The organism is Litchfieldia salsa (assembly GCF_900104555.1).
Taxonomy (GTDB): domain Bacteria; phylum Bacillota; class Bacilli; order Bacillales; family Bacillaceae_L; genus Litchfieldia; species Litchfieldia salsa.
Map to the genome: position 1 here is coordinate 262,952 of NZ_FNJU01000005.1, position 15,123 is coordinate 278,074.

Here is a 15,123-nt window from a genome sequence, read left to right on the forward strand (position 1 = left end):
GGTCAGATCCTTAAACCATATAGGTAGGATCTTACATTTCTTGATGGCCTAAAACTTTTTAGTTATCAATTGAAGGAGAATCAATCTTTTTAGAATTTGAAATCTCTCTCGTTAAATCCTCAATACTATTTTTGACATTTGCTTTACCTGAGAGATTCTCAATGATTTCTTTTACATCAATCCCTGATGAAGCTTTTAAAGATTCTTGAAGGGTTGACATAAGGTTTGTTGCATACCCAGTCACCTTATTTGCCCCGCCATTCTCTCCGCTACTGCCAGTGTCAACTACTGTAATTTTATCGATATTGGCTAATGGGCTAGCCACTTCTTTTGCGTATTCAGGAAGCATTTTTAAGATCATATCGAGAATTGCAGCTTGCCCGTACTGTTCAAACGCTTCAGCAATTTTCTGCTTCGCTTCTGCTTCTGCAAGACCTTTCAAGCGAATAACTTCTGCGTCTGCTTCCCCTTGTGCTTTTTCAGCATCAGCATGTGCGATACCATCGATACGGACTTTTTCAGCTTCTGCTCTTGCCATTGCTTCAATTCGGTATTTGTTTGCATCTGCTTCAGCAAATTGTTTAGCTTTCTCTGCTGCTGCAGCCTGCTCAACAGAATAGCGGTCCGCATCAGCTTTCTTTTTCACTTCAGAATCATATTGCTTTTCACGACGCATAATTTCTTTTTCTTCAAGCTCAATTTGTTTTTGTCTTTCGATGATCTGAATTTGCATTTGTTGTTCAGTTACTTCCTGTCGTGCTTTCGCTTCTTCCAAATGATAAGCTTGGTCAGCACGTGCTTTGGCTACATCTTGTTCTCTTCGGTATTCAGCTACTTTTAGCTGATTTATTTTTTCAGCTTCTGCAACTTCAGTTGCTCGTTCTAATTCTGATTTTTTTGCTTCTTTATCTGCTTCAGCTCGTTTAATACGTGTCTCTTTGTCAGCCTCAGCTGTTGCAATATCAGCATCACGCTTAACTTGAGCAATTCGCGGTTTACCTAATGATTCAAGATAACCATTTTTGTCGCGAACGTCCTTGATCGTAAAGGAGACTATTACTAATCCCATTTTTGCTAAATCCTGTGAAGCAACTCGTTGAACTTCTTGTGAGAACTTTTCACGATTTTTATAGATTTCTTCTACTGTCATTGATCCTAAAATCGAACGCAAATGACCTTCTAAAACTTCTCTTGCTTCATTTTCTCTATCTTCTTTTGCTTTTCCTAGAAATTGCTCTGCAGCTGTAGCAATCTGATTAATAGAACCTCCGATTTTAATAATCGCCGTTCCATCTGCCATTACTGGTACACCCTGTTCCGTGTATACCTCAGGAGTAGAAACATCCAACTTACTTGATAATAGACTAAGAGGTTCAGCCTGTTGAAAGACTGGAAGGATAAACGCTCCACCGCCTCTAACGATCTTAATTCGGTTTCCAGATTCATCTATATGAACGTTCTTCCCACCTAAATAACTACCAGTTATAATTAAAGCCTCATCTGGACCTGCCGTACGATATTTTGTAACGAAAACTGCGATAAGAGCCAAGACTAAAAATACTACAATACCAATAATAATTCCAATTGAAGTCATACTATTATTCCTCCTTTATATTATGCAAAATCCATCTCTTCATGTGGTAACACATATAAAACACTATCTTTTACATCAATGACTAACACTTTTGTTTCATAAGGAATTGGCTTTTCTTCAAAACTTCTAGCAGACATCGCTATATTACCACCCATCCCTTCAAGAATGACCTCACCGAAGCCCTCTTCAGGAATTGAAATAATAACTTTCCCAATTCTTCCTTTTAAATCGTCATCCCGATAAACTAAGGATTCTTCAGCAGATGAAAGCGGAACTAAGACAAAAACATGCAACATTGTAACTAAAATAAGTGACAGAACAATTGAAATTAAAAAAATGATAAGACTGCTTATTGTTGAAATTTTTTCAAACAAGTAACCTGAAGCACTCGTAAATGTTACAAATGATAATACTAGAGTAGGGTTTAAGATTCCATCTGGAACAAGTTCAAACATGCCGTCTAACAAGTCACCAAATAGGATGTAAAGAAAAGTTAATACTCCACCAATCACTAATCCAGTCAAATAAATGGTCTGTAATGAATACCCTAAAATTTCCATTTAATCGATCCTTTTCTGTCATATTCTTCAACAAACTACTTCTTCATACTAACCTCCTAACATGCAATCTTTATAAAAGCTATTCCAATACCTTATTCCAAATTAATGGTAATACTTTACCATGGGAGGAACAACCTTATTTAGTAAATTTTTCATACTTTATTTACGAGCTAAATTAAGAAAGGTTTCATTTATTAAGATATTTTAAATTCTAATTGATTATTAAAATCGTGTTTGATACCAACTCCTTCGTGGTATTAAATAAATAAGACCATATTTTAAATAAAGGAGTTTTTCTTATGTTAAAACAATTACTAGTTGCATACGACGGTTCAAGTGATAGTGATCAAGCTTTAAAGAAAGCCATCTATTTAGCAAAAAAGACCGAAAGCGAACTTGAAATTGTTTTCGTAGAGGATGAAAAGAAATTTGCAGCTTCAGTTCAGGTAGAGCAAACTAACTCAATCCCTCCTGCAGCACCTGTCTTAGACTCAACCATGTATCCAAAAACACAACATCTTCCTATTAATGTGGAAGGAAAAGCTGAGACAGCACCAGGAGAAGATACATTCAAAGAGGAAGAAGTTATATTTTCAGAGGCAAATATTATTCTAGCTAGCGAAAATATGAAGGCAAAAACCGAAGTATTGGTAGGGCAACCAGATAAAGAAATTTGCGACTACGCCCAAAATCATAATAAAGATATGATTATTATTGGACATAGAGGCTTATCATTGGTAAAGAAATTAGTTATGGGAAGTACAAGTGAAAAAGTTGTTAAAAATGCAAACTGTCCTGTTCTCGTTGTAAAATAAAAAGATGGCACCACCGATACTCTTTTGTATTAGTGGTGCCAACTTTTTGTTTAATTAATCTCTCTTTTCATCTTTCTTTTCTTTCCCTTTTTGATTTCCTCTCCCCTTTCCTTTGTCTTTATTTTTATCTTTATTTTTATCTTTATTTTTATCTCTATTTTCTTCTCCCTTATTATTTCGATTCTCTTCCTTATCTTCTACTTTTGTTGTAGACCTTTGTTTATAGGAAGACAACATAAAGGAGGTTGTGGGTAGTTCCACCAATGCTCCATCCATTATTTCCTTAAAGATGACGGTTACGGTTGTACTGCTAGGTGTTGATAAGTAATGGTTCTCATCAGTTTTGTCATATCCCAGCCATAGTGCTCCTACTATGTCTGGGGTATAGCCTACAAACCATTGGTCTTTTGTTCCTTCTATACCTTCAATTGGTACTTGTGTTGAGCCTGTTTTACCCGCTAAATCATGCTTGATCAATTTTGCATTTCTTCCTGTTCCTTGTTCAACAACTTGTTTTAACATATATGTCATTGTCGAGGCGATTTCAGGTGTGGTCACCTCAGTTAATTCACTAGTCCACTCTGCAATGACTTTACCCTTAGAATCTACAATTTTTGTTATAGCATGGGCATCTTCTCTTTTACCTTCATTAGCAAAAACAGTGTACGCCTCAGCCATATCAATTGGGGCAACCCCTTTATCCAAACCACCTAATGCCACCGACAGGTTTCTGTCTTGTTCAGAAATCTTAATGCCAAAACGTTCTATGCTACTAATCCCCTTGTTGAGTCCAATTTCATTTAATAACCATACAGCTGGTACATTATCTGAGTTTTTAAGTGCATCAACCATTGTCACACTGCCTTTATATCCTCCATTGTAATTTAATGGCTTATATCCATTAAAATTAACAGGTTGGTCAGGTAACACATCATAAATGTTGTACCCAGACTCTAGAGCTGGTGTGTAAACAGCAATAGGTTTCATGGTGGAACCCGGTTGTCTTTGTAACTGTGTTGCTCGATTAAATCCTCTAAAAACAGTTTCTCCTCTCCCACCTACTAAAGCATGAATACCTCCATTTTTAGAGTTTAATAGAATTGATCCACCTTGTACTAGTTGTTCAGATGAGCTCTTTGGAAAAATTGAATCCTTCTTAAATACTTCCTCAATAGCTGTCTGCATCGTCTGGTCTAATTCTGTATAAATATGAAGTCCTCCAGCTAAGATTTCATTTTGGGTTAATCCATATTTAGAAATGGCTTCATCAATAATGTGGTCAACATAGTAAGGATACTTTCCCTCATATGGATCTAATTTCTTTTCATGTAAAGTGACAGTAGAGTTTACTGCCTCTTCAAACTCAGCTTTTGAAAGATACTTATTATTTTGCATTGCATTTAACACAACATTACGTCGCTCTATTGCAAGGTCATAACTTTTTAGTGGAGAAAGTCTAGAGGGTGCTTTAACTAATCCAGCTAATGTTGCAGCTTCACTTACACTAAGATCTTCTACTTCCTTACCAAAATAGGTACCGGCAGCATTTCTAATTCCCCATGCACCTTCACCATAATAAATGGTGTTAAGATACATTTCTATAATTTCATTTTTTGTAAACGTGCGTTCTATTTTTTGAGCGATAAAGAACTCTTCCCATTTACGTTTCAAGCTTTGTTCATGGGTAAGAAAAACATTTTTCGTTAATTGCTGAGTGATTGTGCTTCCACCTTCAACCACTTCCCCAGCCATTATATTTCTCATAAGAGCCCTTGATATACCAATATAGTCAATTCCCTGATGCTTATAAAAGCGATGGTCTTCAATAGAAACAACTGCTTCAATCATATGCTTAGGTATACCTTCAATACTTACTCCATTTATTTTGGATGAGGATAGCTTACTAGCCACTTCACCATTTTGATCATAGATAATCGTTGGTTGTGGATATACATTTGTTAATCCACTAATATCTCTTGAATTGATATATTGATTGATTGCAAAAATTACGATTAAAACACTAATTAAGATTACTAGCAGAAATACCTTTACTAATCCAACCTCTTTCAAAAAGTTGGTTTTACCTATTCGACTCATATTAAACCTCCTGCTGTGAATAATCCTATAAACATACCTATATATATACGTTGCGAATTTCGATTTATGGGGAGTCAAATAAATTTACTTTAAAAAAGACGAGATTTTTCTCGTCTTTTCTTTACATGTTATTTCTTATTGATAAATTCTTTAATTCGTTCTACAAACTCACTTCTCTCATATCCACGATATTGATTTGAAGCAAGTCGAATCGGGTCTCCGAAAAAAAATCGCTCATACAATGTTTGTCTTCCACCAAAAGCACTCATACTTATATCCCAGGCAAGCCGATATAATTTGACACGTTCTTGTGCGTTTGTTGATGACGATTGCAAATACGAGTTTAAATCCTCTTTTATTTCCGACTGAAAATCCATCTCTGTGGGGATTGATACTAAACTACTAGCACCAAGAAGTTGAAGAATTTCTGTATAACGAGGATATAATTTTGGGAATAAATTCACAGCAGCATATAAAGGTTGAAGAGTAGGGATTGTCGTTCCCCATTTATCTGCCTTAGATTGCAACTCAGCAGAAAATAATAGCCCCTTCAATGACTCATATCCAGTTATAATTTCACTTATTTTTTCCTGTACATGTTGATATTCACCGATATTAATCATATCTACCATGGATTGTGCGACACCTAAAATCGACTCTGTTTTTGTCATTTGCCTAGATACTACCTGATGTAATACCAATGGGAAGAAACTCGTACCTGTATATAAGGTTTTAGCAAATTCGGGTTGATCATAAAAAAATACACGTTCCCATGGTACCAATACATGGTCAAAAACAATCAATGTATCCATTTCCTCAAAACGGGAACCTAGTGGATGATCAAAGTGTGATTGACTATATGAAAAAGATTCTCTACAAATAAATTTTAATCCCTTTGTATTACTAGGAATGGAAAATGCATAAGAAAACTCATTACTCAAATTACCTCCAGACGGAAATACTAATAGTTCATCAGTAATTCCACCTTGTGTCGCAAGTAATCTAGCACCATGAACAATGATTCCTTCATCATTTTTATCAATCACTTGTGCTGAAATAATCTCTTCGTCAAAGTCTTCTAAATAATACTGTGCTCTATTCACCTGAGGATTAATAAAAGTATGTGTAAATGAGTAATCCTTCTCCCGAGCTTCCTCATAGAATCTAAGAATATTCTCAGTTGAGCTTATTTGAGAATCACTAAAAATAGATGCCCCAGCTGCAATTGCAGAAAGAGCAGTGTTCATATAATCGGGTGACCTTCCCATCATACCTAAGTTAAACCTAGCCCATTCTTGAGTCATCTTTCTTCTTTTCTCTAAATCTTCCTTTGAAGTTGGAATAAGAAATGATGTCCCAACTCTTGTTCCAGTATCTGGAGAAACAAATGTCATATAATCTGATTTGTCAGGATCATTTTGCAGATCGTATAGAGTTGCTTGGCTTTCCATTACACCTTTAAAGGCTGGATGTTCAGATATCTTCCCTTTTATCCTTTTACCTTCAATCCATACATTTGATCCTAATTTATTAATTCGGTCAATGTAACCCTTGCCAGTTAATATCGGCATAAATACACCTCTTCCATTCTTACTTTATAGCCCTAAATTATGCTTGGAAGATATTAATGGTGCCTTACCCTTTACATGTTTTAAAATAAAGGCTCTTCTCGAGAGGGTTATTGTCTACAATTCATTCGTTCTCCCGAAAAGTAAAAAAAAACAAAGTAGAAAAGCTGTCAATTGACAGCTTTTCTACTTTAACTTCTTTAAAAGAGCTTCAACTTTATCTGCATTTCTTCCACTATCTTTAAAATGTGAATAGCCCCATAGCTTCTCTGAATAGTTATTATATTTAATATCTAAATCATGAAAGATTCGATGCATGTATAAAAGGCCTGTGCTGTTTTTCGATAGTATTGAAGCTTCAATTAGTTCTTTGGCATTGTTAAGATCTCTAATAAGAGCCTCATCTTCTGTTTCTTTAAGCATCACATCAATTGTTGAAAGTATCTGTTTAGCGTTAATTGCTTCAGTTTCCCAACCTGAATAATCTTCATCTTCAAATAACCGCCAATTTCCATAGGTCAAAATCTCATTATAGTGTTCATGTATTTGATGTATTTGACTTCCTAGGTTACCTTTTATCGGTTCAACCTCATCATATGTTAATTGGATATTACTTTCTTTTGTAGTTGCTTTAGCTTCATCTTTTTTCTCAACGTTTTCTATTTGAGTTTGTGATAGAGTTGGTAGAGTTGAATCATTATAGTTAATGTTAATAATTATATAGATAACGATGACACTTATGATTCCTCCAATTACATATAACATCCAATACTTCTTTGCAAAATTCCCCATTATGAAAACCCCTTCTTTTACTCTCTCTTTCATTTTACCAGTAGATTGGGATTTTTAACAGAATTTAACTACTTAATCTAGAATGATTACCTTTTTCCTTTATAGCGGAGGGTGGGGGGCACTTATCTTATTGGGATAAACATGATAAGGTAGAATGTGACAAATAAATTGATTATTTCCAAGGAAATGACATTAATATTCACAAGAAGTAACCATGTTCAATTACAATTATTTCTCAGTAACCATGATTCGACCTGATTTTTCTTTTCGAGAACCTCCCCCCAGTTCCTAGCTAGTACTTACTTTTTTCAAAAACAGTATTATTCTATAATAACAAAAGGCCCGAAAGATATCGTAATCATACCTCACAGACCTTCATCTCTCACATTTCACTCTTACAACACTTTACTTAAAAATGATTGTGTTCTTACATGTTGGGGATTATCAAATAATTCACTTGGTACATTTTCTTCTATAATATACCCACCATCCATAAAAATGACGCGATCACCTACTTCACGAGCAAAGCCCATCTCATGAGTAACCACAATCATAGTCATTCCTTCCTTGGCAAGTTGTTTCATTACTTCTAGAACTTCCCCAACCATTTCAGGATCTAGAGCTGACGTTGGCTCATCAAATAACATAATTCTAGGTTCCATCGCAAGTGCTCTTGCAATTGCCACACGTTGCTTTTGCCCACCTGATAATGAATCAGGGTAAGCATCAGCCTTTTCTGAAAGCCCTACTTTTTTCAATAGTTGAAGACCTTTTTGGCGTGATTCGCTTGCCGACTCATTTTTCACCACCATCGGTGAAAGCATGATATTTTCTATAACTGTCTTATGAGGGAATAAGTTAAATTGCTGAAATACCATCCCAACATCGGTTCTAATCTGATTTATATCTGTCTCTTTCGAAGTAATGTCTTTACCTTCTATATATACCTGGCCATCTGTAATTGTTTCAAGTAAATTCAAACAACGTAAGAATGTTGATTTGCCTGATCCTGATGGACCGATCACAACGACCACTTCTTGTGGCTTAATTGAAACATTTATATCTTTTAATACTTCATTATCACCAAATGACTTCTTCAATTTTTCTACTTTAATCATTCTGTAGCTAACCTTCTTTCAATACGATTTAATATGAAACTCATAGACAGTGTCAGTATTAAATAAATAAAGGCTGCCGTTAAATATGGTTCCCAAGACCTTAAGTGTGCACCTTGCATCGCACGACCATAATACATAATCTCTGGTGCAGCAATTAAAGCCGCTAGAGAAGATTCTTTAATTAATACAATAAATTCATTTCCTAGTGGAGGAATCATTCTCTTAACTGCCTGTGGAAGTATGACATATCTCATTGCTTGAACATGATTCATCCCAAGAGACCGAGCAGCTTCCATTTGTCCCCTTTCTATTGACTGAATCCCCGCTCTGAAAATCTCTGCTATATATGCTGCAGCATTCAAGGACAATGCAAGAATTGCAGCGGCTATTGCATTAGTTGTTCCAATAAAAAAAGGGACTAGTCCAAAGTGAATCAAGAAAATTTGAACAAATAATGGAGTGCCACGGAAAAACGTAATATACCAATCAAAAGGCATTGAAATCAAACGTCTTCTTGATAGCTTCCCTAAACCAATTAATAATCCTAATATAGTGCCTATAAAGATACCTGCTAAAGATAGACCAATCGTCAGAAATGTACCCTTTAAAAAGAAGGGTGCATATTCCCATATCAAATCAAACCTAAAATCCATACTACCTCTCCTAGCCAAAAAATTGCGTAACTCTATTTAAGGTTACGCAATTTTGGTTTAATTTAATTTTCATTAAAACTTAGATTATTGCTGATCTATTAGAATTTGAACATCTGGTTCAGAACCAAACCATTCTTTATAAATTTTAGCGTATGTTCCATTTTCTAGAATTGCTTTTAATGCAGTGTTAAATTCTTCTAAATACTCACTATCTTTAGGAAACATAATTCCGTAATACTCCGCTTCGAAGTTGGTCGGATCCTCAATTACCATTAAGTCTTTATCTGGATTATTTTCTACATAAGCCTCAATAACAGTATTATCAGCTACAACCGCTTCTGCACCACCACTAAGTAGTTCCATGATTGCAAGGTTAGTATTTTCAAACTTCTTAACATCCGGATTATTCTCACCAACGATTTTTTCAATAGCAACTTGACCTGTCGTTGCGTTTTGAACTGCAACCACTCTACCTTCTAAATCTTTAGCGCTTTTAATGTCACTATCTTTGTTTACAAGTATTTTATTAGTAGAAAGAAAATAAGGAACTGTAAAGTCATACGACTTTTTTCTTTCTTCATTAATAGTAATTGCAGATACACCTAAATCAGATGTTCCCTTTTCGGTTTCAATTAGGACTGCATCCCATCCAACATTTTCAACTTTAATATCAATTCCAGCTTCATCTGCTACCGCATTAATAAAATCGATATCAAAACCAACGACCTTATCACCCTCTAAATACTCAAATGGTGCATATGCTGCATCAGTAACAACTCTTAAAGTTTTTGACGCTTCACCTTCATTTTCTCCCTCCGCATCAGACCCTGTACCTTCACCACTTGTGCCACAAGCAGCAATTATTAATAGCATAATACTTGTCAACACTAGTAGAAGACCTTTTTTCATACACAATCGCCCCTTTTATAATTTTAAAATATTTCTGATAATTATAACCTTATAATGATAATATGTGAAGTAATAATCTATTAAATAATTATATTAATCTAGAAAATATCAAAGATTTTTCTCATATAATTATTAAAATCCCTCAAATTATACTAACAAGTTTATTTTGTACAATAATTACAGGTAACCTACCTCGGGTACAATCAAATCACTATAACAACCTTTAATTCTAAATCGTGATACAATTAACTAAATAATAAAGAGAGCGAGGCGAATATCACTTTGGTATCTTTAGAAAATCAAGTTGTTAATCATAAAAAGCTATCAAAATCTACTGTTATTAAAAGAGCGATATTAATTTTTATTGGATCTGTTCTCATGGCAATAGGCTTAGAAATTTTTCTGGTTCCAAACCAAGTAATTGATGGAGGGATAGTTGGAATTTCCATTATTCTCTCACATCTGTCTGGCTGGAAATTAGGATTATTTCTTTTCTTCCTCAATGTTCCTTTCTTCTATATCGGCTATAAACAAATTGGAAAAACCTTTGCTTTTTCTACTCTTTATGGGGTAACAATATTAGCCATCAGTACAACGCTTCTCCATCCAGTTCCAGTATTAACTGAAGACCCCCTATTAGCTTCTGTTTTCGGAGGAATGATTCTAGGTATTGGTGTAGGTATTGTGATTAGATATGGTGGATCACTTGATGGTACTGAAGTCTTAGCCATTCTATTTGAGAAAAAACTGCCATTTTCAGTTGGAGAAATTATCATGTTTTTTAATATTTTCATACTAGGGAGTGCAGGATTTGTATTTGGTTGGGATCGTGCGATGTATTCTTTAATTGCCTATTTTGTTGCATTTAAAACAATTGATATTGTTATTCAAGGAATTGATGAGTCAAAGTCGATTTGGATCATAAGTGAAAACTATGACATCTTAGGTGAAGCAATTATGGCTCGTCTAGGAAGGGGAGTTACCTTTTTAAATGGTGAAGGAGCATTTACTGGTGATACTAAAAAAGTCATCTTTTGTGTGATCACTAGACTCGAAGAAGCAAAATTAAAATCAATCGTTGAAGAAATAGACCCAGGAGCATTTCTGGCGGTATCGAATATAGCAGAAGTGCGTGGAGGCAGATTCAAAAAGCGTGATATTCATTAAAATAATTAAGAAAGTAATCCATTTAACAAGAGAGAGGCTGTCCCATTAGTATAATTCCAACTACTAATGAACAGCCTCTCTCTATTATTATTTAAATTTACTGTTATACCACTTTGATGCAGCCTCAACTTCCGTTTGAGTGAGAGAATGTCCATTATTTTCCCAATGAAGTTCAACTAACGCACCAGCTTGCTCTAATAATAATTGAAGTTCATTCGACTCCTCAGGTAAGCATAGAGGATCATTTTTCCCTGCTCCAATAAATACTTGGATATCAGTAAGATTAGGTAATGATATTCCTCGTCTAGGAACCATAGGGTGATGTAAGATCGCACCCTTCAAGGAATCTTCATAATGAAATAATAAGCTACCAGCAATATTCGCACCATTCGAATACCCAATTGCGTATACATTATCTCGAGCGAATCCATATTTCTCAGACGCTTCATTCAGAAACTCATTCAATTCCTTTGTACGGAATATAAGATCTTCTTCATCAAATACACCTTCGGCTAAGCGACGAAAGAATCTTGGCATACCATTTTCAGATACATTTCCACGAACACTTAATACAGCAGCATCCTTATCAATCATTTGTGCCAGTGGAAGCAAATCAGTCTCAGTGCCACCTGTTCCATGTAATAATAAGAGTACTGGTGAATTTATACTTTTACCTTTTTGAAATATATGCTTCATTTCTTCAATCACCCTTTCCAACTTTATTGTTGAACTAAATCTTATTCTCGATTTGCAAGCCAATCTTTTTTAACATATTAATCATTAATTGTTTTTCATCTGATTCAAGAGAGCTAAATAACCTTGTAATTTCTTCTTCATGCTTAGGAAACACTTCTTCCATAAGGTTGGTACCTTCTTCTGTGATCGAGGCATATGTGACCCTACGATCTTTCGGACAAGAAATCCGTTGAATTAAGTTTTTCTTTTCTAATTTATCGACAACATAAGTGATACTTCCACTAGCCAACAGGACTTTCTTCCCGATATGTTGAATGGGTTGATCTCCCTTATGAAATAGAAGTTCTAATACTGCAAATTCTGTAGGGTTTAAGTTATATCTCCTAATATCTTGTTCCACAAGATCAGCGATTGACCGATTTGCTCGTGACAAGACAATAAACAATTTTAATGCTAAGCTTGTATCATCATAGATTTTTTCTTGCTCCATAATAATCATTCCTTTTAGATTTTATCTCGAAATCGAGATAATTGTATCTAATCGTACAATAGTTGTCAAGCTTCTATCAATTTTGCTTGAGCAGGAATAGTATTATTGTTCCTATAAAAGACATTTTTATTACGTCTCTTAAACTAGAACAGAATAATAATAAGAGGGTGTCTACAATGACGACCCTCTTAAATAATTTAGATTATTAAGCAGGATTTGCTTCAACTTGTAAGGAGATTTTAATTTGGTCTCCAACAAGTACTCCACCTGTCTCAAGTGCTGCATTCCAAGTTAATCCATACTCACTACGTTTGATTTTTCCTTCACCACTAAATCCTACAACATCTACTCCCCAAGGGTTTTTTCCTTGACCTTCATAAGTTACCGCAAATGTCTCTGTATTAGTTACTCCATTAATTGTCAATTCACCAGTTACATCATATTCATTTTCATCAGTTTTTGTAATACTTGTTGATTGAAAAGTCATTTTGGGATGATTTTCTACATCAAAGAAATCAGCTGAACGAAGGTGATTATCACGATCTTCATTACGAGTATCAACACTAGCAACATCTACATCAAAAGAAATATCTGCTGTAGTTAGATCAGTTGGGTCTGCTTCAACAACTGCTTCAAATTTATGGAATGCCCCTTTAACTGTTGCAAACATCATATGTTTTACTGAAAAGTCAATTCCACTGTGTGTTACATCTACGTTCCATTTTGTTTTAGCCATTTTAAAATTTCCCCCATATAAGTAAATTTATTTTCAGTTATCTCGAATTCGAGATAACTTAATTCAAGCTAAATTATATGATATAGAATTCTAACTGTCAACAAAAAAGGTTAGAATATAAATTGACCTTTTAAAATTCTTTCCATTATAAAAATCCAGGACTTCTCCTGGAATCTACGGGGACAAAGTATATTTAATTAGTCAATGCTTTCCGCTTAAAGATCCAAACATAAATTAAGCCTCCAAAAAACACTAGACCTCCATACCCAACAGCTGGGTACAGATATTTAACCATCTTTGAAAACCCAACCTGACTAATGAAAAATGCTGCAATCGTTGTAACCACTATAATCCAAATTCTATATCGTTGATTAATAAAATTCATCCTGGATACAAATCCATATAAATTCCCAACAGCCGTCGTATAGACTTCTGCAAACAAAACAATTGAAAAAATCAATTGAACTACAATGCCAATTCTTGACGCAATGAATATCATTGGTACTTCGACAGATGAAACATATTCTATATTAGATAATATACTGAAATAAATGGCAATAATACCTATGCCTAGTCCAAGTCCACCTAAGAGGGCACCCCAGAATAAAGTCCTTTTCTCTTTCGTACTTGCTCCCATTGGGGCTAAAACCGCAATGGCAATTACAAGATTGTACGATGCATAATTCAGTGCAGAAATAAACCAATTAGGCGCCACCCCTTGAATTGTTTCCGATACTTTTATATCTTCAAGTGTAACTGGATTCCCATAAAGACTATACACAGCCATAAAAATAACTGAAAATAATAGGACTGGAACAACAAAACTTATGGCATTTATTACACCTTTTATCCCCGTGATCACGGTTAACAAAGAAATAACACCCATTAACAAAGTACCCCATAGAGGTGATAGATGAAATTGTTCCTCAAAGATTGCACCAGCACCCGCAATCATTGCCGCTAAAGCACCAAACAAGAATATTGTTATGATTAAATCTATAAGTGTTCCTAATATCTTGCCATTTGTAAATCTGACTACTTCCACATAAGAGTCAACTCTTAATGCTTTACCTATTAAGAGAATTGTATATCCAAAAAAGAAAAATAGAAGAGTCGAAAGAATGACACCCCATAAACCGTTTAAGCCATAGGCACTAAAAAACTGTAAGACCTCTTGTCCAGAAGCAAAACCTGCACCAACGACTGTACCAATATATGTTGCAGCAATTTTAAAAATACTAATATTTGTTGTAGAAACTTTATTCATAATTTCACCACCTACCTCTATTCTTTACGAATTTGGTTATAATTATGAAAAATAGAGGCACTTGTTATTTGTTATTCTGCTGGTTTCGAACAGCTTAACTAGAGACTTAAGATGCATATATCGCTATATATTGTAGTTGAAAGACTTATTTTGGATGATTGGAAATGTCTTTCATAGGGTTGATGAAGGACTTTATTTTGAATGAAGGACTTTATTCTGAATTATTGATTGGAAATGTCTTTCATAAGGCCGATGAAGGACTTTACTTTCGATTATTGATGAAAAATGTCTTTCATAGGGTCGATGAAGGACTTTATTTTGGATTATTGATGAAAAATGTCTTTCATAAGTCCGAGATTAAAACAACTATACATAAAAAAAAAAGATCAGTTCTATTAAAGAACTGATCTTTTTTTGCCTAGCAATGTCCTACTCTTGCAGGGGGAGTCCCCCAACTACCATCGGCGCTGAAGAGCTTAACTTCCGTGTTCGGTATGGGAACGGGTGTGACCTCTTCGCCAAAATCACTAGACTTATAAAGGTTCGCACCTTCAAAACTAGATAACGCTTAGACATTCATTTCTGAATCTAGCTCCAGAAGCCACATCCTACGGCTGCTTCACAACTTCTGTCAAGTGCAAGCACTTTCCGACAGTTGCTC

General features: G+C 34.9%; 14 protein-coding genes and 1 rRNA gene. 2 read left to right on the forward strand and 13 right to left on the reverse strand.

Annotated elements, in window-relative coordinates; translation table 11 throughout:
* Positions 1 to 58 precede the first annotated feature (58 nt).
* Positions 59 to 1,594, reverse strand: a complete 1,536-nt coding sequence (locus BLQ56_RS12680) for a flotillin family protein (protein ID WP_090854729.1) — start codon at positions 1,592 to 1,594, stop codon at positions 59 to 61.
* Between the two features lie 20 nt (positions 1,595 to 1,614).
* A complete protein-coding gene (locus BLQ56_RS12685) occupies positions 1,615 to 2,154 on the reverse strand; it encodes an NfeD family protein (RefSeq protein WP_090854732.1) in 540 nt (179 codons plus the stop codon).
* Positions 2,155 to 2,453: 299 nt separating this feature from the next.
* On the opposite strand from BLQ56_RS12685, the gene BLQ56_RS12690 reads away from it, so the two are divergent.
* Positions 2,454 to 2,969 carry a universal stress protein gene (locus tag BLQ56_RS12690; protein ID WP_090854735.1) on the forward strand — a complete coding sequence of 172 codons (516 nt, stop codon included), beginning with the start codon at positions 2,454 to 2,456 and terminating at the stop codon, positions 2,967 to 2,969.
* Positions 2,970 to 3,023: 54 nt separating this feature from the next.
* Here BLQ56_RS12690 and BLQ56_RS12695 read toward each other — a convergent pair whose 3' ends face one another.
* From BLQ56_RS12695 to BLQ56_RS12720, 6 genes are all read right to left on the reverse strand, one after another.
* The gene (locus BLQ56_RS12695) at positions 3,024 to 5,066 is read right to left on the reverse strand and encodes a transglycosylase domain-containing protein (protein ID WP_090854738.1); all 2,043 of its coding nucleotides are present in this window, start codon (positions 5,064 to 5,066) and stop codon (positions 3,024 to 3,026) included.
* Positions 5,067 to 5,194: 128 nt separating this feature from the next.
* Positions 5,195 to 6,637, reverse strand: coding sequence for a 4-hydroxyphenylacetate 3-monooxygenase, oxygenase component (gene hpaB / locus BLQ56_RS12700; RefSeq protein ID WP_090854741.1), 1,443 nt, complete (start codon positions 6,635 to 6,637; stop codon positions 5,195 to 5,197).
* Between the two features lie 183 nt (positions 6,638 to 6,820).
* Complete coding sequence (locus tag BLQ56_RS12705; protein WP_090854744.1) at positions 6,821 to 7,426, reverse strand: hypothetical protein; 606 nt, start codon at positions 7,424 to 7,426, stop codon at positions 6,821 to 6,823.
* 395 nt (positions 7,427 to 7,821) lie between these two features.
* A complete protein-coding gene (locus BLQ56_RS12710; protein ID WP_090854745.1) occupies positions 7,822 to 8,544 on the reverse strand; it encodes an amino acid ABC transporter ATP-binding protein in 723 nt (240 codons plus the stop codon).
* Positions 8,541 to 9,197, reverse strand: a complete 657-nt coding sequence (locus BLQ56_RS12715) for an amino acid ABC transporter permease (protein ID WP_090854749.1) — start codon at positions 9,195 to 9,197, stop codon at positions 8,541 to 8,543. The genes BLQ56_RS12710 and BLQ56_RS12715 overlap by 4 nt, the downstream gene beginning before the upstream one ends.
* Positions 9,198 to 9,281: 84 nt before the next feature.
* Complete coding sequence (locus tag BLQ56_RS12720; RefSeq protein ID WP_090854752.1) at positions 9,282 to 10,106, reverse strand: basic amino acid ABC transporter substrate-binding protein; 825 nt, start codon at positions 10,104 to 10,106, stop codon at positions 9,282 to 9,284.
* Between the two features lie 282 nt (positions 10,107 to 10,388).
* Between BLQ56_RS12720 and BLQ56_RS12725 the strand changes: the two genes are divergently transcribed.
* Complete coding sequence (locus tag BLQ56_RS12725; RefSeq protein WP_386756468.1) at positions 10,389 to 11,273, forward strand: YitT family protein; 885 nt, start codon at positions 10,389 to 10,391, stop codon at positions 11,271 to 11,273.
* 87 nt (positions 11,274 to 11,360) lie between these two features.
* Here the strand turns inward: BLQ56_RS12725 and BLQ56_RS12730 are convergent, their stop codons facing one another.
* The 5 genes from BLQ56_RS12730 to rrf form a co-directional block, all read right to left on the reverse strand.
* Positions 11,361 to 11,969, reverse strand: a complete 609-nt coding sequence (locus BLQ56_RS12730) for an alpha/beta hydrolase (RefSeq protein ID WP_090854759.1) — start codon at positions 11,967 to 11,969, stop codon at positions 11,361 to 11,363.
* Positions 11,970 to 12,003: 34 nt separating this feature from the next.
* Positions 12,004 to 12,459, reverse strand: coding sequence for a MarR family winged helix-turn-helix transcriptional regulator (locus BLQ56_RS12735; protein ID WP_386756467.1), 456 nt, complete (start codon positions 12,457 to 12,459; stop codon positions 12,004 to 12,006).
* A 205-nt stretch (positions 12,460 to 12,664) separates the two neighbouring features.
* Positions 12,665 to 13,195, reverse strand: a complete 531-nt coding sequence (locus tag BLQ56_RS12740) for a YceI family protein (RefSeq protein ID WP_090854768.1) — start codon at positions 13,193 to 13,195, stop codon at positions 12,665 to 12,667.
* 193 nt (positions 13,196 to 13,388) lie between these two features.
* Positions 13,389 to 14,462, reverse strand: a complete 1,074-nt coding sequence (locus BLQ56_RS12745) for a YkvI family membrane protein (RefSeq protein ID WP_090854771.1) — start codon at positions 14,460 to 14,462, stop codon at positions 13,389 to 13,391.
* A gap of 416 nt (positions 14,463 to 14,878) precedes the next feature.
* Positions 14,879 to 14,994 (reverse strand): 5S ribosomal RNA (rrf, locus tag BLQ56_RS12755).
* Positions 14,995 to 15,123 lie beyond the last annotated feature (129 nt).